This is a genomic window from Streptomyces sp. NPDC001832, from assembly GCF_040297265.1.
In the GTDB taxonomy this organism is placed as follows: Bacteria; Actinomycetota; Actinomycetes; order Streptomycetales; family Streptomycetaceae; genus Streptomyces.
On record NZ_JBEOYU010000027.1, the window covers coordinates 56,621 to 83,368 of the forward strand.

Here is a 26,748-nt window from a genome sequence, read left to right on the forward strand (position 1 = left end):
GCGCCCAAAGTGGATCTTCTGTGCTGTGCCGCTTCTGCCGGTCGGCCCTACTGCTCTTCGAAGAGGCTGGTGACCGAGCCGTCCTCGAAGACCTCGCGCACCGCGCGGGCGATCGTCGGGGCGATCGAGAGCACCGTGATCTTGTCGAGCTCCAGCTCGCCGGGGGTCGGCAGAGTGTCCGTGAAGACGAACTCGCTGACCTTGGAGTTCTTCAGACGGTCCGCGGCCGGACCGGAGAGCACGCCGTGGGTGGCCGTCACTATGACGTCCTCGGCGCCGTGCGCGAACAGGGCGTCGGCAGCGGCACAGATGGTGCCGCCGGTGTCGATCATGTCGTCGACCAGGACGCAGACCCGGCCCTTGACGTTGCCGACGACCTCGTGGACCGTCACCTGGTTGGCGACGTCCTTGTCACGACGCTTGTGGACGATGGCGAGGGGGGCGTCCAGGCGGTCGCACCAGCGGTCGGCGACGCGCACGCGGCCGGCGTCCGGGGAGACGATCGTCAGCTTCGAGCGGTCGACCTTGGCACCGACGTGGTCGGCGAGAATCGGCAGCGCGAAGAGGTGGTCGACCGGGCCGTCGAAGAAGCCCTGGATCTGGTCGGTGTGCAGATCCACGGTGAGGATCCGGTCGGCACCCGCCGTCTTCATCAGGTCGGCGATCAGACGGGCCGAGATCGGCTCACGGCCGCGGTGCTTCTTGTCCTGGCGGGCGTAACCGTAGAACGGCACGATCACCGTGATGGAGCGGGCCGAGGCGCGCTTCAGCGCGTCCAGCATGATGAGCTGCTCCATGATCCACTTGTTGATCGGGGCCGTGTGGCTCTGGATCAGGAAGCAGTCGGCCCCGCGGGCGGACTCCTGGAAGCGGACGTAGATCTCACCGTTGGCGAAATCGAAGGCCTTCGTCGGCACGAGGCCGACACCCAGTTGGTGCGCAACCTCCTCGGCCAGCTCGGGGTGGGCGCGGCCGGAGAAGAGCATCAGTTTCTTCTCGCCGGTCGTCTTGATCCCGGTCACAGCACAGTCTCCTCAGACGTGTTTCTGGCGCTGCACGCATGTGTCCCGATGTGCAACGAGCCAGCCGAAATGGGGTGAGTACGTATCACGGTACGCCGTGCGCGGCGCACCTGTTTCCGGTCAGCTTTCGCCGTCGTGCTCCGAGACGGCGGACTGAGCCGCCTGCGCGGCGGCGCTTCCCGGACGCTTGCGGGCCACCCAACCCTCGATATTCCTTTGCTGACCGCGGGCGACGGCCAGCGAACCGGGCGGCACGTCCTTGGTGATGACCGAGCCGGCGGCGGTGTAGACGCCGTCCCCGACCGTGACAGGCGCCACAAACATATTGTCCGACCCGGTACGGCAGTGGGAGCCGATCGTGGTGTGGTGCTTGGCCACACCGTCGTAGTTCACGAAGACGCTGGCGGCACCGATGTTGGTGTGGTCGCCGATCGTCGCGTCGCCCACATAGCTCAGGTGCGGGACCTTGGTGCCCTCGCCGATCGTGGCGTTCTTCATCTCCACGTACGTACCGGCCTTGGACTTCGAGCCGAGCCTGGTGCCGGGCCGCAGATAGGCGTACGGGCCGACCGTCGCGCCCTCACCGACCTCCGCCCCGTCGGCGACCGTGTTGTCCACGCGCGCGCCCGCACGGACGACGGTGTCCTTGAGCCGGGAGTTGGGGCCGACCTCGGCGTCCTCGGCGAGGTGCGTGGTGCCGAGCAGCTGGGTGCCCGGGTGCACGACCGCGTCCCGCTCGTAGGTGACGGTGGCGTCGATCAGCGTGGACGCCGGGTCCACGACGGTCACGCCGGTCAGCATGGCCCGCTCCAGCAGCCGCTGGTTCAGCAAGCGCCGGGCCTCGGCCAGCTGGACCCGGTTGTTGATGCCGAGAATTTCGCGGTGGTCGTCGGCGACACAGGCGCCGACCCGGTGTCCGGCCTCGCGAAGGATGGAGAGCACATCGGTGAGGTACTCCTCGCCCTGGCTGTTGTCGGTACGCACCTTGCCGAGGGCGTCCGCGAGCAGCCGGCCGTCGAAGGCGAAGACCCCCGAGTTGATCTCCTGGATCGCGCGCTGGGCCTCGGTGGCGTCCTTGTGCTCGACGATCTCGGTGACCGCTCCACTGGCCGGGTCGCGGACGATCCTGCCGTAGCCGGTGGAGTCCGGGACCTCGGCGGTCAGCACGGTGACGGCGTTGGAGTCGGCCATGTGGGTGGCGGCGAGCGCGGTCAGTGTCTCGCCGGAGAGCAGCGGGGTGTCGCCACAGACGACGATCACGGTGCCGTCGACGGTCCCGCCGAGCCCGTCGAGACCGACGCGCACCGCGCTTCCGGTGCCCCTCTGCTCGGCCTGGTAGGCGGTCTGCAGGCGATCGTCGATGGCGGTGAGATGCGCGGTGACCTGCTCGCTCTCGTGGCCGACGACCACGACGAGGTGTTCGGGGTCCAGCTCGCGGGAGGCGGCGACGACATGTCCGACGAGCGAGCGCCCGGAGATCTCGTGCAGGACCTTGGGGGTCTTCGACTTCATGCGGGTGCCCTCACCCGCTGCGAGGACTACGACGGCTGCCGGGCGTTCGGAGCTCACGGAAATGCCCTTCGGCTTCGGGTGGTGGACACCTGAAGGATACCGGGGGGGCATGGGGCGGACATGGGTGCGGGCCCCGACCATGATGGTCGGGGCCCGTGTGTGTGGGCTCCGCCGGCTGGATTCGAACCAGCGTCTCAAGGCTCCAAAGGCCTGCGGGATGCCGCTACCCCACGGCGGATCACGCCTCAAACCTTACCGGGTCGATCACCGCACTGAAGCCGGGTGTTGGCGTCGGAAGTTATGCCGGATCACCAGCCCTCGATGCGGCGGTACAAAAAGGCACCTTGCGAGACGCGGATGACGTCATGCCACAGGTCGCCCGAAAATGGGATGCGCCCGCCCGTAGGGTGGACGGCATGACCGCAACGGGGGCATACCGGGAAGCCGCGGGTACGACCGCCCGCGGCTATTGGTGGTGGGAGCGGCGGCGCAGTGTCGCCCTGGACGTGGGGCTGGCGCTCCTGTCGGCGCTGGAATGCGCGCTGGAAGGGGTGGAGTTCGCCGGGGACACCGGGCTGCCGGTGCCCGTCGGCGTCGTGTTCGGGCTGCTCGCGGGGGCCGTGCTGGTGCTGCGGCGGCGCTGGCCGATTGCCGTGGTGCTGGTGGCGATCGCGACGACGCCCGCCGGGATCGGCTTCCTGATGGGCTTGGTCGGCCTCTACACGCTGGCCGCCTCCGACGTACCGCGAAGAATCACCGCGGTGCTGATGGGGATGTCCTTCACGGGGACGTTCATCGTCACGTACGTACAGCTGCGGCAGAGCGTCTCCCAGCAGACCGACTTCGGGCGCGACGGCTGGTACGTACCGCTGACGTCCCTGTTCATGTCGCTCGGACTCACCGCACCGCCCGTGCTGTTCGGCCTCTACATAGGGGCCCGGCGGCGGCTGATGGAGAGCCTTCGGGAGCGGGCGGACTCGCTGGAGCGGGAGCTGTCGCTGCTCGCCGACCGGGCCGAGGAGCGGGCCGAGTGGGCGCGTACGGAGGAGCGCACCAGGATCGCCCGCGAGATGCATGACGTGGTCGCGCACCGGGTCAGCCTGATGGTCGTGCACGCCGCCGCGCTCCAGGCCGTCGCGCCGAAGGACCCGGCGAAGGCGGTACGGAACGCCGCCCTGGTCGGTGACATGGGCCGTCAGGCGCTGACGGAGCTCCGAGAGATGCTCGGGGTGCTGCGGAGCGAGGAGCCCGCGGCGCCCCGGTCCGCGAACGTGCCGCTCGCCTCCGTCGGCCGGGCGGCTGCGGCCGCGGCGGCCGCAGCCACGGAGGAAGGGCCCCGGCTGCACGAGGTGGAGACCCTGGTCGGGGAGTCCAGGGCGGCCGGCATGACCGTGGAGCTCTCGGTGGACGGCGAGCCCCGCCCGTACGCCCCCGAGGTCGAGCAGACCGCGTACCGGGTGGTGCAGGAGGCCCTGACGAACGTGCACAAGCACGCGGCGGGCGCGAAGACGTGGGTGCGGCTTGCGCACCGGGGCTCGGAAGTCGCGATGCAGGTGGAGAACGGCCCGACGGACGCCGCCACGGCGGACGCCGGGCTGCCGAGCGGGGGCAACGGGCTGGTCGGCATGCGGGAGCGGGTGCTGGGGCTGGGCGGCGTCTTCGTCTCAGGGCCGACGGATGCGGGTGGTTTCCGGGTGTCGGCGGTGCTGCCGGCCCAGGGGGCGGCCTGATTTGCCAGCCCGCCCGGCCTGATCGTGCCGGGCGGGGAACCCGGGCCTGATCGTGCAGGGCGGAGAACCCGGGCCTGATCGTGCAGGGCGGAGAACCCGGGCCTGATCGTGCCGGGCGGAGAACCCGGGCCTGATCGTGCAGGCCGGAGAACCCGGGCCCGTCCGGCGTTTGATGACGGGACCGTCGAGCGGGGGCTCCGGTCGACCGGACAGACAGGACGCGGGAGGCGGGGTCAGCCCAGGATGAGCCGCTCCGGCTGGATGCCTCCGACCAGCGTCGCCAGTGCCTGGTCGATGTCCGGGCCGAGGTACCAGTCCCCGGTGTGATCGATGCTGTACACCCGCCCCTGTGCGTCGATCGCGAGGACCGCCTGCCCGTCCCCCTCCTCGCCCAGCGGGCTGACCTCGGTCTCCAGCGCCCGGCCGAGGTCACCGAGCGTGCGGGCGAGATACAGCCCGCTCATCGGGTCGATGCGCACCGGGGCCGGTGCGATCTGCCGGCCCGGCGCGGACGCCGTGATGTGCAGTCCGCCGAACTCCGCCCAGGCCTCCACGGCCGCTGGGAAGACAGCGTGTTGATGACCGGCCGGCGATGCGTGTGAGCGCAGCGCGTCGGCCCACTCCTCGGCCTGTCGGATGTCCCAGCGGCCGGGCTGCCAGCCCGCGGCACGCAGGGCTGCGTCGACGGCGACGGCGAAGCGGGTCGAGGCGTGGCGGTCGCGGCCCGCGGGGCCGGCCTGTTCGGGTAGGTCGGTTCGGTCGTGCATCGGCGTGCGGTCAGCCCTTCTCGGTGGTGGTCGCCGCCCCGGTGGTCGTGAGGTCGACGGGACGTACGCCGAAATGGGCGAGCATCGCTGCGCAGGAGCGGCACGGCGGCGCGTAACTGCCGTGCATCGGGTCGCCGTCCTCGCGGATGCGCCGTGCGGTGAGCCGCGAGTGCTTCAGGGCGCGGCGGGCCTCGCCGTTGGTCAGCGGTTTGCGCTGAGCACGCTTGGAACGGCCGGCTTCGGCCGCGGTGAGCTGCCGGGAGAGCAGTATCGCCTCGGGGCAGCGGCCGGTGAAGCGTTCGCGCTGGCCGCTGGTGAGGGTGTCGAGGAAGTCCTGGACCAGCGGGTGCAGTACGGGCGGCTGGTCGCCCTTGCCCGCCGTGCAGGTGAGCGTCTCACCGCGTACGGACAGCGCTGCGGCCACCGCGGGCAGGATGCCGTCGCGGCGGTGGTGCATACGGGGTGTGCGGTTGGTCCCGGTGCTGCTCCAGCTGAGGCGCGGATCCCCGGATGTGACTGTTTGTGCGCTGTGCATGGTGCTCTTCCTTCCGTGCCCGCAGCGGTAGCTGCGCGATGTGCACGCCCCCCGAGTTGCGGTGACAGCCTGCCAAATGTCCCGGCTGGTGGGGAAGCTGGGGCAGGAAACGCGCCTTTGTGTCACCCGGTAGTGGGCAGGAGCATCGCTCTTCCGTAACCCGGTTGTGACGGTTCGTGACGGAAGGGGAGAGGGGTGGCGTAGGGGCGAGACCCGCTCTTGTGCCACCGCATAGGCTGTGCCCGGACCGTCCCCTTGGGCAGGTCGGTCCTCATCAGTCAGATGCAGCAGGGGGCAACCGCCATGACGACAGGTCGGCTCGGGCAGCAAGCCGCGCCACCGAACGCGGCCTACGCCGGGCAGCTCGTGCATTTCCCGGACCCGGTCCGGGCGTCCCGCCACCCCAGAGGTGTGCGCATGGACGAGAACGGCAGTCCGGACTTCGCGCCGTACGCGCGCGCCGCCGCCGAGATAGCCGAGCCCCCGCAGGGCTTCGGTGTCGACGAACTGCGGCTCACCGACTACGTCTCGGCCAACGCGGCGCTGGCGGCGAGTGGCCATGAACTGTGGGACACGATCCCCGCGGTCGCCACCCCGCACGGCTGGACCTGGCACCACGTACCCGGCGGTCGGCGCGTGGAGCTGATCCCGGTCGAGGTCAAGGCGCTGCTCAGGCACCATGGCGGCCTGGCCGCCACCGCGGTCGACCAGGACAAGCGCGGCACTCGCCCGCTGCAGGAGGCCCGGCCGGCGCACTTCCGGCTGCCCAAGGGTGCCGTGGCGGTGAGCGAGCAGCAGATCCTGGGCGTCGAGGAGGACCTCGGCTACCGGCTGCCCGGTGCCTACCGCTCCTTCCTCAAGGCGGCGGGCGGCTCGGCCCCGGTCGGCGTGGCGCTCGACGCGGAGCTCGGTCTCCTGGTCGACCAGCCGTTCTTCACGGTGCGCGAGGAGGCCGCCGTGAACGACCTGGTGTACGTCAACAAGTGCCTGCGGGACCACCTCACCAAGGACTACCTGGGCGTCGGCTTCGTCCAGGGTGGCCTTCTCGCGGTGAAGGTGAGGGGCGACGGTGTCGGCTCGGTCTGGTTCTGCGCGTATGACGACGCCCGGGATCAGGACGGCTGGAACGTGCAGGAACGGGTGGACCGGCTGCTGCTGCCGTGCGGCGGCGACTTCGACGCCTTCCTGCAGCGTCTGGCGGGCAATCCGCCGGAGCTGGAGACCGTGGCGAACCTGATGGTGGACGGCGGCTTCGCGCGGGCCGTCCCGGTGGAGGGGTGAGCGCGATGGTGACCTTTGCGCAGGCGCAGGAGCGCGCGGACGAGTGGATCAATGGCGACGTGCCCGCGTACCAGCACCGCGAGGTGCGGGTACGGGAGTTCGAGCTGGGCTTCGTGGTGTGGGGCGAGGACCGGGCCGAGGGCCCGGTCTCGGACGGCGGCCGGCAGCGGATGGTGATCGCCCGGGACAGCGGTGAGGCGACCCTGTGGCCCGGACTGCCGGCGGGCGAGGTGATCCGGCGGTACGAGGAGGAGTACGGCGTGCTTGATACGGCACCGGCCGCTCCGGAGCCGCCGCAGCGCATCGATCTGAACCAGACGTCGTTCCTGCTGAGCCCCCCGGAGTGGCTCCAGGAAGCGGCCGACAAGCTGGGCATCCCGGACCATCGGGCGGGCCGGGACGCGGACGTGGCTCCTTCGGCCGCACCGGCCCCCTCGGCTGCTTCGACCACTTCGCCTCCCGCCGCCCCTGCTGCTCCCGCGCCCGCGGCTGCGCTGGGTTCACAGGGTGGGCCGGTCGCGTACGAGCCCACCGTCGACGACGGTGTTCCGGCCTTCCCGCCGAACGTGCCTGCCGGGGCCACGCCCTGGGCCGGGACCGACACCAATGTGGGCTCCGATGATGGTGCGGTGCCCCTGCCGGACACGGTGTTCGCACCGCCGCTCTCGGGCGCCGACGAAGACGGCACCCCGCCGCCGGTCGTACCGGCCGATGCGCCGACCGCCCGGATGTCCGGCGGCGGCCGGCTGCCCCGGACACCGCTCGTCCCCGGCCCGGACCAACAGCAGGCAGTCGGCACACCCGCAACCGGAACGCCTGCCCCGAGTACCCCGAGTGTTCCCCCCGGTGCCGGTGACATCGCGGATGCGGCCACCAGCAAGGCCGTCGTGCCGCCGCGCGGTGCGCGCGGGGGCGGTCCGACGGCCCCGCCGCCGCCCGGTGCCCCTGGCACCCCGGGTGCCAGGCCGGGTGCGCCCGTGCCACCGCCTTCGGGACCGGGTGCGCCCGGCGCCCCTGCCGGCGGGTACCTGCCGACGCAGCTCGTCTCCCAGGTCGGCCCCCCGCCCGGAGCTGCGCAGCCTCCGGCGCCTCCCGGCCCTCCCGGCCCGCCCGGGGTTCCCGGCGCCCCGCAGCCTCCGGCGCCTCCCGGCCCTCCCGGCCCGCCCGGCCCTTCTGGTTCGACGCCTCCGCCGCCCGGTGGTGGGGTGCATCAGGCCGCGACGATGCTCGCGAGCCCGAGCGTGGCCGGCCCGGGTGTGCCGCAGCCTCCGGGGCCGCCCGGGGTTCCCGGAGCTGCGCAGCCTCCGGCGCCTCCCGGCCCTTCTGGTTCGACGCCTCCGCCGCCCGGTGGTGGGGTGCATCAGGCCGCGACGATGCTCGCGAGCCCCGGCCAGGTCGGGCCGTCCGCGCCGCAGCCGCCCGGCCCGCCCGGCCCTCCCGGTCCGCCGGGAATGCCGCAGACCGGCGGCCCCGGCCCCGGCCCCGTACCGCCGAATCCGCACACCCCGCCTCCGGCGAACGGATATCCGCAGGCGCCGACCGGTCAGCCGACCGTCGGCCCCGGCTACCAGGCCGTGCTGCGCTACCGCGCGCCCGACGGCAGCGAGCAGCAGCTGATCCGCCGTTCGGCGCCCGGCACCCCGCACCCCGAGTGGCAGATGCTGTACGAGCTGCGGGCCATGAACGTGCCGCCGCAGCAGGTCATCGAGCTGCACACCGAGCTGGAGTCGTGCGAGCTACCCGGTGGCTACTGCGCGCGGATGATCCGTGAGACCTGGCCGCAGGTGCGGATCACCAGTGTCGCCCCGTACGGCACCGATCACGCCAGTCGCCAGCAGGGCATGCAGCATCTGCTCACCCATCAGGGTGAGCTGCATCAGGTGGCGGATGGACCGGCTCGTCCCGTGCCGGTCCGGGCTCCGCTGCCGCAGATGCCGCCCGCGCCGCCGGTGCCGCCGGAGGCCATCGCCCAGGAGCTGCTGCAGACCTTCGGGCCGCAGGGCGTCCTCCGCTTCGACCAGCGTGCGGTGTCCCGTCAGGGAGTGCCCGAGGCCGTGGCACGGACGCTGGTGTGGGCGGGGCTGCCTGCCGACTTCGGGCCGTTCTTCTGGGCGCAGCCGGGTCAGCCTGTGGTGCCGACGCTGGCTGAGCTGGCCGCACAGCGGCAGGTCCAGGCCGCCCCCGACGCGGGAGCATACCTCGTCATGGGGTCCGACTTCGGGCGGGCGATCTGTGTCCAGTACGGCACCGCGAACATCGTGGCCGTGCCGGTCGAGGCCGGCCCTGGTGGGCAGTCGGTGGAGCCGCAGTTCGTGAACACCGGGCTGCCGGAGTTCCAGCGTTCGATGGCGATGCTCGGCCGGATGTGGCGGCTGCGCTTCGGGCTCAACCCGGAGCAGGCGGGCCGCTGGACAGTCGACTTCCAGGCTCAGCTGGCGGCGCTGGACGCGGCGGCGCTGGCGTCGCCGGAGAGCTGGTGGTCGGTACTCCTTGAGCAGATGTGGGACGGGCTGATCTGACCCGGCAGGCTCTGCGGACGGTGCCCGCCCCCGCACCAGGGGGCCGGGCACCGTGCCATGTGCGGCCTGTGATGCCGGTCGCTTCGGTCCGGAACGCAGGGAAACGATTCCGACTTCTGTGTCAATTGCCGCATCCTTGACGTACTGCAGGTGAGCGGAGAGTCGAAAGAGGCTTCAGGGATGAGTTCTGCACCGGTGTCCGCGCATGGCTTCGTCGTGCTGCGAGGACGTGGCTACCGCCCGGAGCAGGTGGATGGCAAGGTGTCCGACCTGTCGGTGGAGCGTGAGGAAGCATGGGGCGAGGTGGCCCGGCTGACCGCGCTGGCCGAGGAGCTGGCGGCCGAGTCGGCCCGGCTGAACGAGGTCGTCGCCCAGCTCGCCCCGCAGGACTACGCATCGCTCGGTGAGCGCGCCCAGCGGATCCTGGCGCTCGCCGAGTGCGAGGCCGGGGCTCTCCGGGGCGCCGCCCAGGAGGAGGCGCAGGCGCTGCGGGACGCGGCGGACGAGGCGGGTCGGGGGCTTCGCGCCTCGGCGCGCGCGGACGCCGAGGCGATGCAGGCAGCGGCCGAGAAGCAGGCCGACGAGACGCTCTCCATGGCCTGGGGCATCGCCGAGAACACCGTCGCCGAGGCCCGCAAGGAGGCCGCGGAGGTGCGGGAGCAGTCGGATTCCGTGATGACCGAGACACGTCACCGTACTGCGAGCGTCCTCGCGCACCAGGAGCAGGAGCACGCCGAGCGGTGGAAGACGGCCGAACGTGAGGTGGCGGAGGCCGAGGCCGCGCAGGCGGCCCACCACGACAAGCTGATCGAGCAGGGCGAGGCCCGTCTGGCCGAGGCGCGGCGGGCGCTGGCTCAGACCGAGGAGGCCGCACGGCACGGCCAGGAGGACGCCGAGGCGCAGGGTGCGGAGCTGATCGCGGCGGCCAGGTTCCGTGAGGAGCGGGTGGTCCGCGAGACGGAGCGGATCCTGCGGGAGCACGAGGAGGGCCGCGAGGAGGCCCGGGCGCACATGGCGCACGTACGTCACTCACTCGCGGCGCTCACCGGGCGGGTGACCTCGGACCCGGCGGAGGACTGATCGGTTCCGCTGCCACGGTTTTACGCGTTCATGGAACTGGCCCGCGCGGGCGTCCCTGGCCCAGGACGCCCGCGCGGGGTGGCGCCAGGTCGGCGGGAGGGTCAGACCGCCTGGCCGACCGGGCGGACGACGACGGAGTTGATGTCAACGCCGGCGGGCTGGCCCACGGCCCACACCACCGAGTCGGCGATCTGGTCGGCGGTGAGGTTGATGCCGCCCTGGGGTGCGCCACCAGCGGCGTCCCAGAAGCCGGTCTCCACCCGTCCCGGGGCTACCAGGGTGACGCCGACGCCGTCGGCGGTGACCATGCGGCGGGTGTTCTCGGCGAGGCCGGTGACCGCCCACTTGGTGGCACCGTAGATGTTGCCGGGCGTGTAGACGACTCCGGCGACGCTGCCGATCAGCACGATCCGGCCGCGCGTCTCCTTGAGTGCGGGCAGGGCGTAGTGGATCAGCAAGGCCGGGCCGAGAACGTTGGTGAGGACCATGTCGCTCCACCCGGCCGGATCGCCGTCGGCGAGCGAGTCGTGCGTGGCGTACCCGGCGTTGGCGACGACCGTGTCGATGCGGCCGTACGCGTCCAGGGTGGCCTGCACGGTGGCCTCGACGGAGGCGTGGTCGCCGGCGTCGCCGGGGAGCGTGAGGAGGGTGCCGGGCTTGGCGTCGGTCTCGTCGGCGAAGTGCTGGAGCCGTTCGCCGCTACGGCCGGTGACGGCGACGCGGTGCCCCTCGGCGAGAAGCTTGCGGGCGGTGGCCGCGCCGATGCCGCTGGATCCGCCCGTGATCAGGGCTACTGGGGCGATGGCTTCGTCGATCACGAAGTGGTGCTCCTGCTCTGCGAGTTCTGAGGTACGGCAAATGGTCTGGTGTACGGCGAGCAGCTACATGTCAGGCGGCGTTCAGCGCCGCCCCGGCGCCGGTGGCACTCCCGCCAGTATCCGCGGCTCCTCCCCGTCGTACAGCCGGCGGGCCTCGGCTGCCGTGTAACGCGGCAGCACCGTGCCCAGCCAGCCCGCCAGGAATCCGGCCGGGATGGAGACGAGTCCGGTCGTGGTGAACGGGTACCAGTTGAAGTCGTGCTCGGGGAAGACCGAAGAGGGTGCGCCCGAGACCAGATTGGTGCCGGTGATCAGCACCAGGACGGTGACGGTGCCGACAATCAGGGTGCAGAGCAGTCCGGTACGGGTGAAGCGCCGCCAGAACATGCTGTAGATGAGCGCCGGGGCCAGCGCCGACGCGCCGACACAGAACGAGAGCGCCGCCATGGCCTGTACGTTCCAGTGCCTGGCCATGACGGCGAGCGTGGTGGCGAGCAGCCCGACGGCGACCGCCGAGGCCTGTGCCGTACGCATTTCGGACAGACCCCGCAGCGGCTTCCGGTCCGGGGCGCGCACCCCGTGCAGGCCGTGCGCGAAGAGATCGTGCGCAAGGGAGTTCGCGCAGGCCAGGATCATTCCGGCGACCGAGGCGAGCAAGGTCAGGAAGATCGCCGTCGTCATCGTCGTGACGACCAGTGCGCCCAGTTGGCCACCGCCCGCTACCACCTCGCTGATCTGGAGGATCGAGCTGTTTCCGGACGCCCCGGCGGCGGTGATGCGGTCGTGGCCGACGAGAGCCGCCGCACCGAACCCGATCACGACGAGCAGCAGACAGATCCCGGCGACCACGACGACCGCCCAGGACATCGAGCGGCGGATGGCCTGGGTGGAGCGGCTGCTCGTCATGCGCATGGCCACGTGCGGCAGACAGGCGGCACCGAGTACCACGGTCAGTTCGGAGCTGACCATGTCCAGTCCGCTGCCCTCGAACTGGAGCCCCGAGCGCAGATACGCGGCCCCCGCGCCGCTGCTCTGCCGGGCGGCCGAGATCAGGGCGCCGGTGTCCCAGTCGAAATGGTTCATGATCAGTACGGCGATGGTGAACGCGGCGACGAAGAGGACCACGGTCTTCACGATCTGGATCAGCGAAGTGCCCTTCATGCCGCCGATCGCCGCGTAACCGATCATCAGGATGCCGAGCCCGATGATGGCGCCGCTACGGAATCCCGAACTGTCGAACCCCAGGATGAAGGCGAGCAGATCGCCGCTGCTGGCGAGTTGGACGACCATCATCGGAATGAGCGCGGCGAGGGTCGTCGCGCAGGCGGTGATGCGGACCGCGCGGCCGGGGGCGCGGCGCACGAGCACGTCGCCCACGGTGAACCCGCCCGCGTTGCGCAGGGGTTCGGCCAGCAGGAACATCAGCAGGACGAGCGAGAGAGTGATGCTCAGGGCGAGGATTATCCCGTCGTAGCCGGTGAGGGCGATGATGCCGGTGGTGCCGAGAACCGTGGCGGCGGAGAGATAGTCGCCCGCGAGGGCGAGGCCGTTGCGCAGGGGTGAGAGCGTGTGGGAGCCGGTGTAGAACTCGTCGAGGTCGTCGCGGTCCGGACCGGTCATCACGCAGAGGAGCAGGGCGATGGTGGCCACGGCGAGAGAGGCCACCAGGGACATCGACTGCGCGGAGTTGTCGAATCCGTTCACCGGGCCGCTCCCGCTCTTCGGAGCCGGGCGGCGAGCGGGTCGACCGTGTACCGGGCGGTCCGCTCGTACAGGACGACGGCGAGCAGCGTCACCGGGAGCTGGCAGAGCCCCAGCGCCAGGCCGATGTTGAGGCCGCCGAACAGGGAGTGGTCCATCAGGTCCTTGGCGAAGCCGGAGAGCAGCAGGAAGGTAACAAAGTAGCCGAATGCGGTCAGGGCCGCGGTGCGCCGCAGCAGCCGGTACGCGGTGCGCAGCCGGCGCAGATCGCCGTGGCGGGCGGGGGCGGCCGTGGGCCCGGCGGGCGGGTCCGGCCGTTCCGGAGGCGGTGAGGGCTCCGAGCTCTGCCAGGGCAGCAGGTGTTCGGGGTGATGCGGTGGCGGGGGCCGATGCCGCCGGGACGGCTTCGGCAGCTGTTCGGGCCAGGAGGAGTACGGGGACGGGGGCGGGCTTCCGTGCGACATCTGGGTGCTGCTCCTTGCATGGCTCGGGTCCTGGTCTGGACGGCAAGGCAGGAGTGCTGGTGTGCGTTGGAGGCGCGAACATTACTCGCCGGTATGGGAGTTGGGGAGACCTTGGCTGGAACTGCGCAAGGTAATGGCTCAGTTGAGTGAGGTCTTGCCGTATGGAGTCCTTTTGCCTCGCCGTCCGCCCCGTGGTGTGAGGCTCCAGGGCCTGTCCGGGGTTGTGATCTGGATCAGGGAGCGGGGCGTGGTGCGTGCGATCGCAAGGCGGAGGGTCGTCCTCGTACTGGGCGTACGAGGACGATCCCGACAACGCGGCGAGCGTGCGTGCCACGCCCCACGAGCCCAGATCACAACCCCGGACAGGCCCTACGGCGCCGGGGCGTCGTTCCCGGGCTCCTCGGTGAGGACCGGGAAGCGTCGCGGGGCCACGAAGACCAGCACCAGCAGGGCGAGTGCCGCGGCCCCGGCGGCACCCAGGTAGACGTGGTCGACGGCGGCGTCGACGGCCCGCCGCAGGTAGTCCGTCGCCGCTGCCGAGAGCCTGCCCGGGTCGTCCAGGGCGTGCGAGATCGCGTCCAGGTCGCCCGGCAGCCCGGTGACCGGGGCGGCGGCCAGCCGGGAGGTGAGGATTCCGTTGGCGACGGCGCCGAAGAGCGCGGCACCGATGCTCTGGCCGACCTGGCGGCAGAAGAGTACGGAGGCGGTCGTCGTACCGCGCTCGGCCCAGCCGACCGTCGACTGGACCCCGACGATCAGCGGCAGTTGGAACAGCCCGAGCGCCGCGCCGAGCAGCAGCATGATCAGGGCGGGCTGCCAGGGCTCGCCCGGATACGGCAGCAGCGGGAAGGCGAGCAGTATCAGCAGGGCGCAGCTCATGCCGATGATCGCGGTGCGGCGGAAGCCGATGCGGTTGTAGACGCGGTTGGAGAGCGCCGCCGACACCGGCCAGCTCAGGGTCATCACGGACAGCACGAAACCGGCGGCGATCGGGCCGAGACCCAGTACCGACTGGGCGTACGTCGGCAGGAAGACCGTGGGGGCGACCATCAGCAGCCCCATCGCGCCCAGCGCCAGATTGACCGAGGCGATGGTCCGCCGCCGCCAGACCCAGCCGGGAATGACCGGATCGGCGGCGCGCCGCTCGATGACGACGGTCAGCGCGCCGAGCACGACGCTGCCGGCCAGCAGTCCGAGGGACGGGGCGGAGAACCAGGGCCAGGCGACCCCGCCCTGGACGAGCGCGGTCAGCAGCAGGGTGCCGGTGGCGAAGATGGCGAGGGCGCCCGCCCAGTCGATACGGGGGCGGGGCGTGTCGGCCGCACGGCGGGTGCAGGAGGGCTCGTGGAGATGGCGTACGACGAGCCAGAGCGCGAGGGCCCCGACCGGCAGATTGATCAGAAAGATCCAGCGCCAGTCGGCGTACACGGCGAACAGCCCGCCGATCACCGGTCCCAAGACCGCCGATGCGGCCCATACGGTCGACAGCCTGGCCTGGATCCTGGGGCGTTCCTTGAGCGGGTAGAGGTCCGCGGCGATGGTCTGCACAGTGCCCTGCAGAGCGCCGCCGCCCAGGCCCTGGACGACCCGGAAGGCGATCAGTGCGGCCATGTTCCAGGCAGCGGCGCAGAGCACCGAGCCGAACAGGAAGAGGACGATGCCGGCGATCAGGACCGGCTTGCGGCCGAAGGTGTCGGAGAGCTTCCCGTACACCGGCAGGGAGACCGTCACGGCCAGCAGATAGCCGGAGAACAGCCAGGAGAAGACGGAGAAGCCGCCGAGATCGCCGACGATCTGCGGAACGGCGGTGGAGACGATGGTGCCGTCGATGGCCGCCAGGGCCATCCCGAGCATCAGGGCGGCGACCACCGGGCCGCGTCCGCGCGGCGTCGCGGGGGACGGGGCCGGGCCGGCGCCCGGCCCGGACATCGCTTCGGTATTGCCGCCCGCATTGCTGCCCGCGCCGCCCACCAAGGTTCCTTCCCCTTGCACGTATTTTCTCGGGACACTGTCTCACCCGTGGGTTGCGGTGGGGAGGAGCCGCTGCTGGGGGGCGGGTCCGAAGACCTCTGCGGACCTCGGCGCGCGCACCCATGGGTCCAGTCCCTGAGGCGGGTCTCCACCCGGGGGCCGGGCCCCCCTAGGGGGCGCTCCTCAGTTCTGCCCGGGGGTGGTTCCTTCCGGCGGAGGACGTGACGGCCCGGGCCCGTTCCTTAGCGTGTTCCTGCACCGCGACAAGCGGCTGATTCCCGCCGCGAATGCGGCTGACCGCGGGGGCGGGGTGGGGAAAACCCCACCCGAAGACTGCGCTGTGCACCAGTGCGCCGGCCCCCTCGGAACACCAGGCTTCACAGGTACACCCGCGACATCGAACGCTGGCCGAAAAGCGCTGACCGACATAGGAGAAGAACCGTGACAACGGCTGTAACCATTGCCAGGCACGGGGGCACTGGAGGGCGTACGGCCGTCGCCGCGCGAGCGCGGCAGGTCGTCAAGGCATACGGGGCGGGGGAGACCCGGGTCGTCGCGCTCGACCATGTCGATGTGGACATCGTCCGAGGGCAGTTCACGGCGATCATGGGCCCGTCCGGCTCCGGCAAGTCGACCCTGATGCACTGCCTGGCCGGCCTGGACACCGTGACATCCGGTCAGATCCACCTCGACGAGACCGAGATCACCGGGCTCAAGGACAAGAAGCTCACCCAGCTCCGCCGGGACCGGATCGGCTTCATCTTCCAGGCGTTCAACCTGCTCCCGACGCTCAACGCGCTGGAGAACATCACGCTGCCGATGGACATCGCGGGCCGCAAGCCCGAAGCGGCCTGGCTGCGGCAGGTCGTGGAGACGGTCGGTCTGGCCGAGCGGCTGAAGCACCGGCCCACCGAGCTCTCCGGCGGTCAGCAGCAGCGTGTCGCGGTGGCCAGGGCGCTCGCCGCCCGGCCGGAGATCATCTTCGGTGACGAGCCCACCGGAAACCTGGACTCGCGTGCCGGCGCCGAGGTGCTGAGCTTCCTGCGCAGGTCGGTCGACGAACTGGGCCAGACCATCGTCATGGTCACCCACGACCCGGTCGCCGCCTCCTACGCGGACCGGGTGCTGTACCTCGCCGACGGACGCATCGTCGACGAGATGCTGGACCCGACGGCCGATCAGGTCCTCGACCGCATGAAGGACTTCGACTCGCGCGGGCGGACGTCATGACCGTCTGGAAGACATCGAGACGCAACTTCTTCGCGCACAAGGGACGAATGGCGCTCTCCGCCGTCGCGGTCCTGCTGTCGGTGGCGTTCGTGTGCGGCACACTCGTCTTCACCGACACCATGAACACCACGTTCGACAAGCTCTTCGCCGCGACGTCGGCCGATGTCACCGTCAGCCCGAAGACTTTTGAGGACGACGACCGGCTCCCGAAGGACGGCAAGCCCGTCACGCTCCCCGCCTCCGCCGTCCAGCAGGCCGGCAAGGCCACCGGCGTGAAGGACGCCGAGGGCGCGGTCACCAGCATGTCCGTCACCGTCGTCGACAGCCACAACAAGAACATGGGCTCGACAACGGGTGCCCCGACGATCGCGGGCAACTGGACGAAGAACGACCTGCGTTCGATGGAGATCACCTCCGGCCACGCACCGCGCGGCCCGACCGAGGTGATGGTCGACGCCGACACCGCCGACAAGCACGGCCTGAAGATCGGTGACGAGCTGCGCACCATCGCCGCCACCGGCGACATCAACGCGAAGATCAGCGGCATCGCCACCTTCAAGGTCACCAACCCCGGTGCGGCGATCGTCTACTTCGACACTGTCACCGCGCAGACGAAGCTGCTCGGCAAGCAGGATGTCTTCAGCCTCATCTCCGTCACCGCCGAATCCGGCGTCACCGACACGCAGGTGAAGAAGAACGTCGCCGCGGCGCTCGGCGACACCTCCGCGTACAAGCTCCAGACGCAGAAGGAGGCGGCGGACGCCAACAAGGACTCGATGGGCTCCTTCCTCGACGTCATGAAGTACGCGATGCTCGGCTTCGCCGGGATCGCCTTCCTCGTCGGCATCTTCCTGATCGTCAACACCTTCTCGATGCTGGTCGCCCAGCGCACACGCGAGATCGGTCTGATGCGGGCCATCGGCTCCAGCCGCAAGCAGGTCAACCGGTCCGTGCTGATCGAGGCGCTGTTTCTCGGCATCGTCGGCTCCGTCCTCGGCGTCGGCGCCGGGGTCGGCCTCGCCGTCGGCCTGATGAAGCTCATGGGCTCCATGGGCATGGACCTGTCCACCAAGGACCTCACGCTCGCCTGGACGACCCCGGTGGCCGGCCTCGCGCTCGGCATCATCGTCACGGTCGTCGCCGCGTACATCCCGGCCCGCCGCGCCGGGAAGATTTCCCCGATGGCCGCCCTGCGTGACGCCGGCACCCCGGCGGACGGCCGCGCGGGCCGGGTCCGGGCCGGGATCGGCCTGGTGCTCACCCTCGCCGGTGGCGCCGCGCTCCTGGCCGCCACACGGGCCGACAAGTCGAGCGAGGGTTCGCTCTTCCTCGGTGCGGGCGTGGTCCTCACCCTGATCGGCTTCATCGTGATCGGCCCGCTGCTGGCCGGCCTCCTGGTCCGGGTGCTGAGCGCGGTCATGCTGCGGATGTTCGGCCCCGTCGGCCGGCTCGCGGAGCGCAACGCCCTGCGCAACCCGCGGCGCACCGGAGCGACCGGCGCGGCTCTCATGATCGGCCTCGCCCTGGTGGCCTGCCTTTCCGTCGTCGGCTCCTCCATGGTCGCCTCGGCCACCGAGGAACTCGACAAGTCGGTCGGCACGGACTTCATCGTCGAGTCGTCCGGCGGCGCCTTCCAGCTGATCGTGCCGCAGGCCGAGAAAGCCCTGGAGAGCGTGCCGGACATCGAGCACCTCACCTCGTACAAGACCGTCAGCGCCGAGCTCACCGCCCCCGACGGCACCGACCAGGAAGTGGCCCTGGTCGCCGCGGACCCGACGTACAAGGACGACGTCCGCCGTGAGACCCTCTCCGGCAAGCTGGCCGACGCGTACGGCAAGGACGCCATGTCGGTCGGCGAGACGTACGCCACCGAGCACCACATCGAGGTCGGTGACCGGCTCACCGTCGCGTTCAAGGGCGGTGAGACGGTGAAGCTGAAGGTCGCCGCGATCACCTCGGACGACGTGAACATCGACAAGACCGCGATGTACCTCGACATCACGACCGCCGCGCGGTACGTCCCCGCCGACACCCTGCCGGACAACACGATCATGTTCGCGAAGGCGGTGGACGGCAAGGAGAAGGAGGCGTATGCCGCCCTCAAGGACGCCCTCGCCGCGTACCCGCAGTACGAGGTGAAGAACCAGGCCGACTTCAAGGAGCAGTTGCAGGACCAGATCGGCCAGCTCCTGAACATCGTCTACGGCCTGCTGGCACTCGCGATCATCGTCGCGGTGCTCGGCGTGGTGAACACCCTGGCCCTGTCGGTGGTCGAGCGGACCCGGGAGATCGGCCTGCTGCGCGCCATCGGCCTCTCCCGCCGCCAGCTGCGCCGCATGATCCGCCTGGAGTCGGTGGTCATCGCGGTCTTCGGCGCCCTGCTCGGTCTCGGCCTCGGCATGGGCTGGGGCACGGCGGCCCAGAAGCTGCTGGCCCTGGAGGGCATGGACGTCCTGGAGATCCCGTGGCCGACGATCCTCGCGGTCTTCGTCGGCTCGGCCTTCGTCGGCCTGTTCGCGGCCCTGGTCCCGGCGTTCCGGGCGGGCAGGATGAACGTCCTGAACGCGATCGCCACGGAATAGCGAGGGCGACGGCCGATGTAGTGCCCCGCCCGGCAAAACCGACCGCGGCACTAGGATGACGTTTCCGGCTCCGGGGTGTTCCTCCAAACACTCCGGAGCCGGATGCGTGTCCTCGGGGCACGGTCAGGCAGGCATGACAGGGACGTCGTACTTCGGGATCCACAGGTCGCGCGTGACGAGTGTCAGCGCTTCGAGCTGGGCCTGTGCGATGAGAACCCGGTCGAAGGGATCTCGATGAATCTGGGGGAGGCGTCCGGCGCGAACGCTGTGAGCAGCGGTGATGGGCAGCGTGGTGAACTGCATGTCCCGCGCCCGTTCCGCAAGGTCTCCGGAGCCCTCCAGCTTCCCGAGGCTCTGCTTGATCGCGATTTCCCACGGGGTCGCAGCGCTGATGTACACCTCGGGTTCGGTGCGCAACAGGTCCTTGAGGTCGTTGGACAGCTCGGGGGAGGCGTCCAGCCACCACAGGACGACGTGCGTGTCCAGAAGCAGCCTCATCCGCGCATCCCGAATGCATCGGCGATGTCGTCGGGCAGTTCGTCGAAGTCCTCGGCGATGTGGATCTGCCCCCGGAGCGCCCCGTAGTCGGTCCGGTCGACCTTGGGGTGCAGCGGCACGACCTTGGCGATGGGCTTGCCCGCCCTGCTGATCACCACCTCTTCCCCGGTCTCGACCTGTTGCAGTATGCGGGAAAAGTGGGTCTTGGCCTCATGCACGTTGTACTGCCGTGCTGCTTCCACGACTGCCTCGCAGGAAACTGGATCGGACTAGGTGTGGACTAACGCTAGCTCCGGTCTCACCGCACGGGCAACGGCGTTCCCTCGCGCGGGTGACACACCGGCGTCGTACGCTGGAGCCCCCGGCCCGTGAGACGTGTCGGGTCCTTCGTGTTGCCCCCTGGCAGCAGCCGGCTGTCAAACCTCGCCCTAGTTACCCGGACGGAAGCCCTTCATGAGCCTGCACGGTCTGCTGGATGTCGTCGTGACGGATCCGGCACTCTCCGAAGCGGTGAAGGCCGCCACCGACGGCCACCGGATGCACGTCGACCTCGTCGGCCCGGCCGCCGCCCGCCCCTTCGCCGTGGCCGCGCTGGCCCGTGAGGCCGGGCGGACCGTGCTCGCCGTCACCGCGACCGGCCGGGAGGCCGAGGACCTCGCGGCCGCGCTGCGCACCCTGCTGCCGCCGGACACGATCGCCGAGTTCCCGTCCTGGGAGACCCTGCCGCACGAGCGGCTCTCGCCCCGCTCCGACACCGTGGGCCGCCGTCTCGCCGTGCTGCGGCGCCTGGCGCACCCGCGGAAGGACGACCCGGAGACCGGCCCGGTCAAGGTCGTCGTCGCACCGATCCGCTCCGTGCTCCAGCCGCAGGTCAAGGGGCTCGGCGACCTGGAACCCGTAGCGCTGCGCATCGGACAGAGCGCCGACCTCGGCAGGACGGTCGACGCGCTCGCGGCAGCCGCGTACTCCCGCGTCGAACTGGTCGAGAAGCGCGGCGAGTTCGCCGTGCGCGGCGGCATCCTGGACGTGTTCCCGCCGACCGAGGAGCACCCCCTTCGGGTGGAGTTCTGGGGTGACGACGTCGAGGAGATCCGCTACTTCAAGATCGCCGACCAGAGGTCGCTGGAGATCGCCGAGCACGGGCTGTGGGCGCCGCCCTGCCGTGAGCTGCTGCTGACCGACGAGGTGCGCGAGCGGGCCGCCGCCCTGGCCGAACTCCACCCGGAGCTGGGCGAACTGCTTGGCAAGATCGCCGAGGGCATCGCGGTGGAGGGCATGGAGTCCCTCGCCCCGGTCCTCGTCGACGACATGGAGCTGCTGCTCGACGTACTGCCCAAGGGCTCGATGGCGCTGGTCTGCGACCCGGAGCGGGTCCGCACCAGGGCGGCCGACCTGGTCGCCACCAGCCAGGAGTTCCTCCAGGCGTCCTGGGCGGCCACCGCGATGTCCAGCGCGGACGAAGTCCGCTCCGACAAGGGCGGTGGTGGGCGACGGGCGGGCCAGGCCCCGATCGACGTCGGCGCGGCCTCCCTGCGGGGCATCGCGGACGTCCGCGACCGGGCCCGCGAGCTGGGCATGATGTGGTGGTCCGTCTCCCCGTTCGCCGCGGACGACGAGCTCGACACGGACACCCTCAAGCTCACCATGCACGCCCCGGAGTCCTACCGCGGCGACACCGCCCGCGCGCTCGCCGACACCAAGGGCTGGATCGCCGACGGCTGGCGCACGGTGTACGTAACCGAGGGCCAGGGGCTCGCCTCCCGCACCGTCGAGGTGCTGAGCGGCGAAGGCGTCGCCGCCCGCCTCGACCCGGACCTGGCGGACATCTCCCCGTCCGTCGTCCACGTCTCCTGCGGCGCGATCGACCACGGCTTCGTCGACCCCGCGCTCAAACTCGCGGTCCTCACCGAGACGGACCTGACCGGCCAGCGCACCGCCACCAAGGACCTGGGCCGGATGCCGGCCCGCCGCCGCAAGACGATCGACCCGCTGACGCTGGAGACCGGCGACTACATCGTCCACGAACAGCACGGTGTGGGCCGCTACATCGAGATGGTGCAGCGCACCGTGCAGGGCGCCACCCGCGAGTACCTCCTCGTCGAGTACGCTCCCGCCAAGCGCGGCCAGCCCGGCGACCGCCTCTACATCCCGACCGACCAGCTGGAACAGGTCACCAAGTACGTCGGCGGCGAGGCACCCACCCTGCACCGGCTCGGCGGCGCCGACTGGACGAAGACCAAGGCGCGCGCCAAGAAGGCCGTCAAGGAGATCGCCGCCGACCTGATCAAGCTCTACTCGGCGCGGATGGCGGCGCCCGGCCACGTCTTCGGCCCCGACACCCCCTGGCAGCGCGAACTGGAGGACGCCTTCCCGTACGCGGAGACGCCCGACCAGCTCACCACCATCGCCGAGGTCAAGCAGGACATGGAGAAGTCCGTCCCGATGGACCGGCTGATCTGCGGCGACGTCGGCTACGGCAAGACGGAGATCGCGGTACGGGCGGCCTTCAAGGCGGTCCAGGACGGCAAGCAGGTCGCCGTACTCGTACCCACGACCCTTCTGGTCCAGCAGCACCACGGCACGTTCACCGAGCGCTACTCCCAATTCCCGGTCACCGTAAGGGCGCTGAGCCGCTTCCAGTCCGATTCCGAGTCCAAGTCGACCCTGGAAGGGCTCCGCGAGGGCTCCGTCGACCTGGTCATCGGCACCCACCGCCTCTTCTCCTCCGAGACGAAGTTCAAGGACCTGGGCCTGGTCATCGTCGACGAGGAACAGCGCTTCGGTGTCGAGCACAAGGAGCAGCTGAAGAAGCTCCGCGCCAACGTGGACGTCCTCACCATGTCCGCGACACCCATCCCCCGTACGCTCGAAATGGCCGTGACGGGCATCCGCGAGATGTCGACGATCACCACACCTCCCGAGGAGCGCCACCCGGTCCTCACCTTCGTCGGCCCGTACGAGGAGAAGCAGATCGGTGCGGCGATCCGCCGCGAACTGCTCCGCGAGGGCCAGGCGTTCTACATCCACAACCGCGTCGAGTCGATCGACCGCGTCGCCGCGCGCCTGCGCGAGATCGTTCCCGAGGCGAGGATCGCGACCGCCCACGGCCAGATGTCCGAACAAGCCCTGGAACAGGTGGTGGTGGACTTCTGGGAGAAGAAGTTCGACGTCCTGGTCTCCACGACGATCGTCGAGTCCGGCATCGACATCTCCAACGCCAACACCCTGATCGTCGAGCGCGGCGACAACTTCGGCCTCTCCCAGCTCCACCAGCTGCGCGGCCGGGTGGGCCGTGGCCGCGAGCGCGGTTACGCCTACTTCCTCTACCCCCCGGAGAAGCCGCTCACCGAGACGGCCCACGAACGCCTGGCCACGATCGCCCAGCACACCGAGATGGGCGCGGGCATGTACGTGGCGATGAAGGACCTCGAAATCCGCGGCGCCGGAAACCTCCTGGGCGGCGAACAGTCCGGCCACATCGCGGGCGTCGGCTTCGACCTGTACGTACGCATGGTCGGCGAGGCAGTGGCCGACTACCGGGCTTCCCTCGAAGGCGGCGTGGAGGAGGAGCCGCCCCTGGAGGTCAAGATCGAGCTCCCGGTCGACGCGCACGTCCCCCACGACTACGCCCCCGGCGAGCGGCTGCGCCTCCAGGCGTACCGCGCCATCGCCTCCGCCAACAGCGAGGACGACATCAGGGCGGTCCGCGAGGAACTAACCGACCGTTACGGCAAGCTCCCCGAACCGGTCGAGAATCTGCTCCTGGTCGCGGGCCTGCGCATGCTGGCCCGCGCCTGCGGCGTCGGCGAGATCGTGCTCCAGGGCTCGAACATCCGGTTCGCACCGGTCGAGTTGCGTGAATCGCAGGAGCTCCGCCTGAAGCGCCTCTACCCGAAGACGGTCATCAAGCCGGCCGTCCACCAGATCCTGGTCCCGCGCCCCACCACCGGCAGGATCGGCGGCAAACCGGTCGTCGGCCGCGAACTGCTGGCGTGGACGGGGGAGTTCCTGACCACGATCCTCGGCTCGTAGCCCCGGTCGTCCTGAGGCCCCGGCCCCGTCGGACATCCGACGGGGGAAGGGGTGTGGGGTGGTCAGCTGTTGACCTCCCGGGCCACCTGTTCCAGGCGGGCGCGGTGGTTCTTCCACCAGGTCGGGTCTCCGGACGGCATGCTGTCCTGGGCCAGGGTGTAGCCGGTGGCTCCGTCGATGAGCTCCCGCACCACGTCGGCGTGGCCGGCGTGGCGCTGGGTGTCGGAGATGACGCGGAGCAGGATGTGGTGCAACGTCACCTCGGCGCGTTCCTCGGGCCACCATGGGACTCGGCCGGTCGAGTCGAGGTCGAGGGCCTCGATCGTGTTGTCGGAGTGCGCCCAGGCGCGGCGGTACAGCCCGACGATGTCCTCACGGGACTCGTCCGCGGTGGCCCACATGTCCGCGTTGGGCTCCGCGTCCCGCGTGTACCACCAGGACGGCGGCTCCTCGGTGAAGAACGGCCGCCCGAACGTGTCACCGAAGTAGCCCAGCTCCACCCCGGCAAGATGCTTGAGCAGGCCGAGCAGGTTCGTTCCCGTGGGTGTCAGCGGGCGGCGTATGTCGTACTCGGAGAGCCCTTCGAGCTTCCATACGAGGGCGTCACGCCCCTGTTGCAGGTACTGGAGAAGGTCCGCTTTCGGGTTCGGCTCGATCATGCCGGGCAGTCTCGCACCCGGCACTGACATCTCACCCCGACGGATTGATCGAGGTGCGGGAGTGCGCGCTGACCCGGGGGGTGTGATTCCGGCCGCACTGGTGTGCGGCACGGTCATGGACGCGTGTACGTGGGGAAAGCGTACATACGATTTGCTGGTTCGGCTTTCTCCTAGTCAGGACGGCTTCGCGTGTCAGTTCCCCGTGTGTACCAAGTGGCCCTGCCCGCCCTCTGCGTGGCGACGGTGCTGACCCTGGCCGGCTGCGACCCCGAGCCCTCGTCCTCCGAGGGGGAGGGCGGCGGACGGGCCGTCACCGGTTTCGGGGCAAGCCCGCTGAACAACGCCGACGGCACGAAGCCCGGCCTCGCCCCCCTCACCTCCGAGGCGGACAAGGCGGCAGGCCGGGAGATCATCGAGAAGGTGACGACGAAGGGGCGGGGCCCGAAGACCGGGTACGACCGTGACAAGTTCGGCTACGCTTGGAAGGACTCGGTCGACGGGGTACCGCTCGCGAGGAACGGCTGCGACACCCGCAACGACCTCCTCGCCAGGGACGGCAAGGACGTGAAGTTCCGGTCCGGTTCGGACTGTGTGGTCGTGTCGATGACGCTCAAGGACCCGTACACCGGCTCGACCATCGACTGGCGCAAGCAGCAGGCGACCGAGGTCCAGATCGATCACATCATGCCGCTCTCGTACGACTGGCAGATGGGCGCCGCGCACTGGACCGAGGCCAAGCGCCAGCAGATCGCCAACGACCCGCTCAACCTCATCCCGGTCGACGGTTCGGCCAACAGCGCCAAGCGGGATTCCGGGCCCGCGTCCTGGCTGCCGCCGTACAAGCCGGTCCGCTGCTCGTACGCGGTGCGGTTCGCGCAGGTGTCGCTGAAGTACGAACTGCCGGTGACCACCGCCGACAAGCAGGCGATGCTGGCGCAGTGCGGCGGGTGACGGGGGGGCGGGTGCAAGCGTCGCGTGGCCGCGGCCGTGCATCGGGGGCATGTAAAACGGTTTGGCTGCGGGATTGCGGCTGCCTAACGTGTCGTGGATGGAACTGTTAATCACCACCCTTGCAGCGCGCCCCCAGCTTGCCGGGCCCATGCAGGAGATGCCCGATACCTGGCCGGAGTTCGTACTGGAGGACCTCGTGGGGTGGGCCAATTACCCCAGGATCGCCGTCGAGTTCCCGGAATACGTGCTCGTCGCGACCGACCCGGACGGTGCCGTCGTCGCGCGGGCGTTCAGCGTGCCGTTTGCGCTGCATGCACCGGGGCGCGGGACGTTGCCCGAGGGCGGCTGGGACCAGTCACTGCTGTGGGCCTTCTCCGACCTGCGGCATGGGCGTACGCCGGACACGGTCGGTGCGATCGAGATCTCCGTCGCCACGGGGCGGCAGGGGCATGGGATTTCGGGGCAAATGGTCGCCGCGTTGCGGGAGAATACCAGCCGGCTCGGGTTCCGGGAGCTCGTCGCCCCGGTGCGGCCGAGCGCCAAGCATCTGGATGCCTCGTCTCCGATGGAGGAGTACGCCCGCCGGACCCGGGCGGAGGACGGGCTGCCGTACGACCCGTGGCTGCGCGTCCATGTGCGGGCGGGCGGGGTGATCGAGGCGGTGGCACCAGTGTCCATGACGGTGTCGGGCTCCCTCGACCGGTGGCGGTCCTGGACCGGGCTGCCGTTCGACGAGCACGGTCCGGTGGAGGTTCCAGGGGCATTGGTGCCGGTGCACTGTTCGGTGGTGCACGGATACGCGGCGTATGTGGAGCCCAACGTGTGGGTGCGGCACCGGGTGTGAACATGCGCCGGCGCAGGCTTCGCCAAGGGCTGGAGCAGCGTACTCGCCGACATCAGCCACTTCACCGGCTCCATCGCCGAGGACGCCGTGCCTGCGGGCGGGCTCACCGAGGAAACCGCACCACGTCGACGGTGATGGACCCGGGCGGGCTCGCCCGCACCACCAAGTTGATTACGGCCCGGACGACAATGTCGTATCCGAAACGGACCTCGACTTGGCCAACGGCCGTACCAGCACCGGCCTCGGTACTGGTGTGATCGCCTAATCAACTGCCACCAGTTCCCCGGGGGGTCCAGCCAGCTGGTGACCGACCGTGGTCGCCAGCGGGTTGTCGCGCCACCAGGTGGTGGCCTTGTCCTGGTAGCCGGGCGAGTCCGATACGACGGCGTGGGATTCGGCACGGGGCCGGAGAACAGCTGAGAATGGGGGTGAACAACAGTTCCTATTTCTTTCAGTCGATATCTGTCACCTTCGGTGAATATCGTGATGTTGTGAAGCTTTCCGAGTGGGCGGTGCGCAACGGTGTGCATTACCAGACCGCGTGGACGTGGG

Annotated in this window: 20 protein-coding genes and 1 tRNA gene; 9 read left to right on the forward strand and 12 right to left on the reverse strand. The window is 70.3% G+C overall.

Annotated elements, in window-relative coordinates; genetic code table 11:
- Nucleotides 1-47: 47 nt before the first annotated feature.
- The 3 genes from ABT115_RS20990 to ABT115_RS21000 all read right to left on the reverse strand — a co-directional run bounded on the left by ABT115_RS20990 (nucleotide 48) and on the right by ABT115_RS21000 (nucleotide 2,772).
- On the reverse strand, nucleotides 48-1,022 hold the full coding sequence (locus ABT115_RS20990; protein WP_351791892.1) for a ribose-phosphate diphosphokinase: 975 nt from the start codon (nucleotides 1,020-1,022) through the stop codon (nucleotides 48-50).
- Between the two features lie 120 nt (nucleotides 1,023-1,142).
- Nucleotides 1,143-2,591: a bifunctional UDP-N-acetylglucosamine diphosphorylase/glucosamine-1-phosphate N-acetyltransferase GlmU gene (gene glmU, locus ABT115_RS20995; RefSeq protein ID WP_351791894.1), complete on the reverse strand. Its 1,449-nt coding sequence runs from the start codon at nucleotides 2,589-2,591 to the stop codon at nucleotides 1,143-1,145.
- 109 nt (nucleotides 2,592-2,700) lie between these two features.
- A tRNA-Gln gene (locus ABT115_RS21000) sits at nucleotides 2,701-2,772 on the reverse strand.
- Nucleotides 2,773-2,950: 178 nt separating this feature from the next.
- Between ABT115_RS21000 and ABT115_RS21005 the strand changes: the two genes are divergently transcribed.
- Complete coding sequence (locus tag ABT115_RS21005) at nucleotides 2,951-4,264, forward strand: sensor histidine kinase (protein ID WP_351791897.1); 1,314 nt, start codon at nucleotides 2,951-2,953, stop codon at nucleotides 4,262-4,264.
- A gap of 233 nt (nucleotides 4,265-4,497) precedes the next feature.
- Here ABT115_RS21005 and ABT115_RS21010 read toward each other — a convergent pair whose 3' ends face one another.
- Together ABT115_RS21010 and ABT115_RS21015 are read right to left on the reverse strand one after the other, a co-directional pair.
- Nucleotides 4,498-5,031: an SUKH-3 domain-containing protein gene (locus ABT115_RS21010; protein ID WP_351791900.1), complete on the reverse strand. Its 534-nt coding sequence runs from the start codon at nucleotides 5,029-5,031 to the stop codon at nucleotides 4,498-4,500.
- A gap of 10 nt (nucleotides 5,032-5,041) precedes the next feature.
- Nucleotides 5,042-5,566, reverse strand: a complete 525-nt coding sequence (locus ABT115_RS21015) for a YwqJ-related putative deaminase (protein WP_351791903.1) — start codon at nucleotides 5,564-5,566, stop codon at nucleotides 5,042-5,044.
- A 303-nt stretch (nucleotides 5,567-5,869) separates the two neighbouring features.
- On the opposite strand from ABT115_RS21015, the gene ABT115_RS21020 reads away from it, so the two are divergent.
- The 3 genes from ABT115_RS21020 to ABT115_RS21030 all read left to right on the forward strand — a co-directional run bounded on the left by ABT115_RS21020 (nucleotide 5,870) and on the right by ABT115_RS21030 (nucleotide 10,446).
- Nucleotides 5,870-6,847 carry an SMI1/KNR4 family protein gene (locus tag ABT115_RS21020; protein WP_351791906.1) on the forward strand — a complete coding sequence of 326 codons (978 nt, stop codon included), beginning with the start codon at nucleotides 5,870-5,872 and terminating at the stop codon, nucleotides 6,845-6,847.
- Nucleotides 6,848-6,852: 5 nt separating this feature from the next.
- Nucleotides 6,853-9,366, forward strand: a complete 2,514-nt coding sequence (locus ABT115_RS21025; protein ID WP_351791908.1) for an SUKH-4 family immunity protein — start codon at nucleotides 6,853-6,855, stop codon at nucleotides 9,364-9,366.
- 180 nt (nucleotides 9,367-9,546) lie between these two features.
- Complete coding sequence (locus tag ABT115_RS21030) at nucleotides 9,547-10,446, forward strand: coiled-coil domain-containing protein (RefSeq protein ID WP_351791911.1); 900 nt, start codon at nucleotides 9,547-9,549, stop codon at nucleotides 10,444-10,446.
- A gap of 101 nt (nucleotides 10,447-10,547) precedes the next feature.
- Here the strand turns inward: ABT115_RS21030 and ABT115_RS21035 are convergent, their stop codons facing one another.
- The 4 genes from ABT115_RS21035 to ABT115_RS21050 all read right to left on the reverse strand — a co-directional run bounded on the left by ABT115_RS21035 (nucleotide 10,548) and on the right by ABT115_RS21050 (nucleotide 15,358).
- On the reverse strand, nucleotides 10,548-11,264 hold the full coding sequence (locus ABT115_RS21035; protein ID WP_351791914.1) for an SDR family oxidoreductase: 717 nt from the start codon (nucleotides 11,262-11,264) through the stop codon (nucleotides 10,548-10,550).
- 81 nt (nucleotides 11,265-11,345) lie between these two features.
- On the reverse strand, nucleotides 11,346-12,968 hold the full coding sequence (locus ABT115_RS21040) for a sodium/solute symporter (RefSeq protein ID WP_351791917.1): 1,623 nt from the start codon (nucleotides 12,966-12,968) through the stop codon (nucleotides 11,346-11,348).
- The gene (locus ABT115_RS21045; RefSeq protein ID WP_351791919.1) at nucleotides 12,965-13,429 is read right to left on the reverse strand and encodes a DUF485 domain-containing protein; all 465 of its coding nucleotides are present in this window, start codon (nucleotides 13,427-13,429) and stop codon (nucleotides 12,965-12,967) included. Before ABT115_RS21045 ends, ABT115_RS21040 begins: the two co-directional genes overlap by 4 nt.
- 369 nt (nucleotides 13,430-13,798) lie before the next feature.
- Nucleotides 13,799-15,358: an MFS transporter gene (locus tag ABT115_RS21050; protein WP_351791952.1), complete on the reverse strand. Its 1,560-nt coding sequence runs from the start codon at nucleotides 15,356-15,358 to the stop codon at nucleotides 13,799-13,801.
- Between the two features lie 483 nt (nucleotides 15,359-15,841).
- Between ABT115_RS21050 and ABT115_RS21055 the strand changes: the two genes are divergently transcribed.
- Nucleotides 15,842-16,630 carry an ABC transporter ATP-binding protein gene (locus ABT115_RS21055; RefSeq protein ID WP_351791922.1) on the forward strand — a complete coding sequence of 263 codons (789 nt, stop codon included), beginning with the start codon at nucleotides 15,842-15,844 and terminating at the stop codon, nucleotides 16,628-16,630.
- Nucleotides 16,627-19,212 (forward strand): ABC transporter permease, encoded by a 2,586-nt coding sequence (locus ABT115_RS21060; RefSeq protein WP_351791925.1) that lies wholly within the window; start codon nucleotides 16,627-16,629, stop codon nucleotides 19,210-19,212. The genes ABT115_RS21055 and ABT115_RS21060 overlap by 4 nt, the downstream gene beginning before the upstream one ends.
- Nucleotides 19,213-19,335: 123 nt before the next feature.
- On the opposite strand, the gene ABT115_RS21065 is transcribed toward ABT115_RS21060, so the two are convergent.
- Both ABT115_RS21065 and ABT115_RS21070 read right to left on the reverse strand, forming a co-directional pair.
- Nucleotides 19,336-19,710 (reverse strand): type II toxin-antitoxin system VapC family toxin, encoded by a 375-nt coding sequence (locus tag ABT115_RS21065; RefSeq protein ID WP_351791928.1) that lies wholly within the window; start codon nucleotides 19,708-19,710, stop codon nucleotides 19,336-19,338.
- Nucleotides 19,707-19,952 (reverse strand): type II toxin-antitoxin system Phd/YefM family antitoxin, encoded by a 246-nt coding sequence (locus tag ABT115_RS21070; protein ID WP_351791931.1) that lies wholly within the window; start codon nucleotides 19,950-19,952, stop codon nucleotides 19,707-19,709. Before ABT115_RS21070 ends, ABT115_RS21065 begins: the two co-directional genes overlap by 4 nt.
- 211 nt (nucleotides 19,953-20,163) lie before the next feature.
- Here ABT115_RS21070 and mfd point away from each other — a divergent pair, with 211 nt between their 5' ends.
- Nucleotides 20,164-23,742: a transcription-repair coupling factor gene (gene mfd, locus ABT115_RS21075; RefSeq protein WP_351791934.1), complete on the forward strand. Its 3,579-nt coding sequence runs from the start codon at nucleotides 20,164-20,166 to the stop codon at nucleotides 23,740-23,742.
- 62 nt (nucleotides 23,743-23,804) lie between these two features.
- Here mfd and ABT115_RS21080 read toward each other — a convergent pair whose 3' ends face one another.
- A complete protein-coding gene (locus ABT115_RS21080; RefSeq protein ID WP_351791937.1) occupies nucleotides 23,805-24,401 on the reverse strand; it encodes a DinB family protein in 597 nt (198 codons plus the stop codon).
- Between the two features lie 189 nt (nucleotides 24,402-24,590).
- Here ABT115_RS21080 and ABT115_RS21085 point away from each other — a divergent pair, with 189 nt between their 5' ends.
- Together ABT115_RS21085 and ABT115_RS21090 are read left to right on the forward strand one after the other, a co-directional pair.
- Entirely contained in the window at nucleotides 24,591-25,352 is a 762-nt protein-coding gene (locus tag ABT115_RS21085) for an HNH endonuclease family protein (RefSeq protein ID WP_502969136.1), read from the forward strand.
- A gap of 97 nt (nucleotides 25,353-25,449) precedes the next feature.
- Entirely contained in the window at nucleotides 25,450-26,196 is a 747-nt protein-coding gene (locus tag ABT115_RS21090; protein ID WP_351791940.1) for an N-acetyltransferase, read from the forward strand.
- Nucleotides 26,197-26,748: the final 552 nt, after the last annotated feature.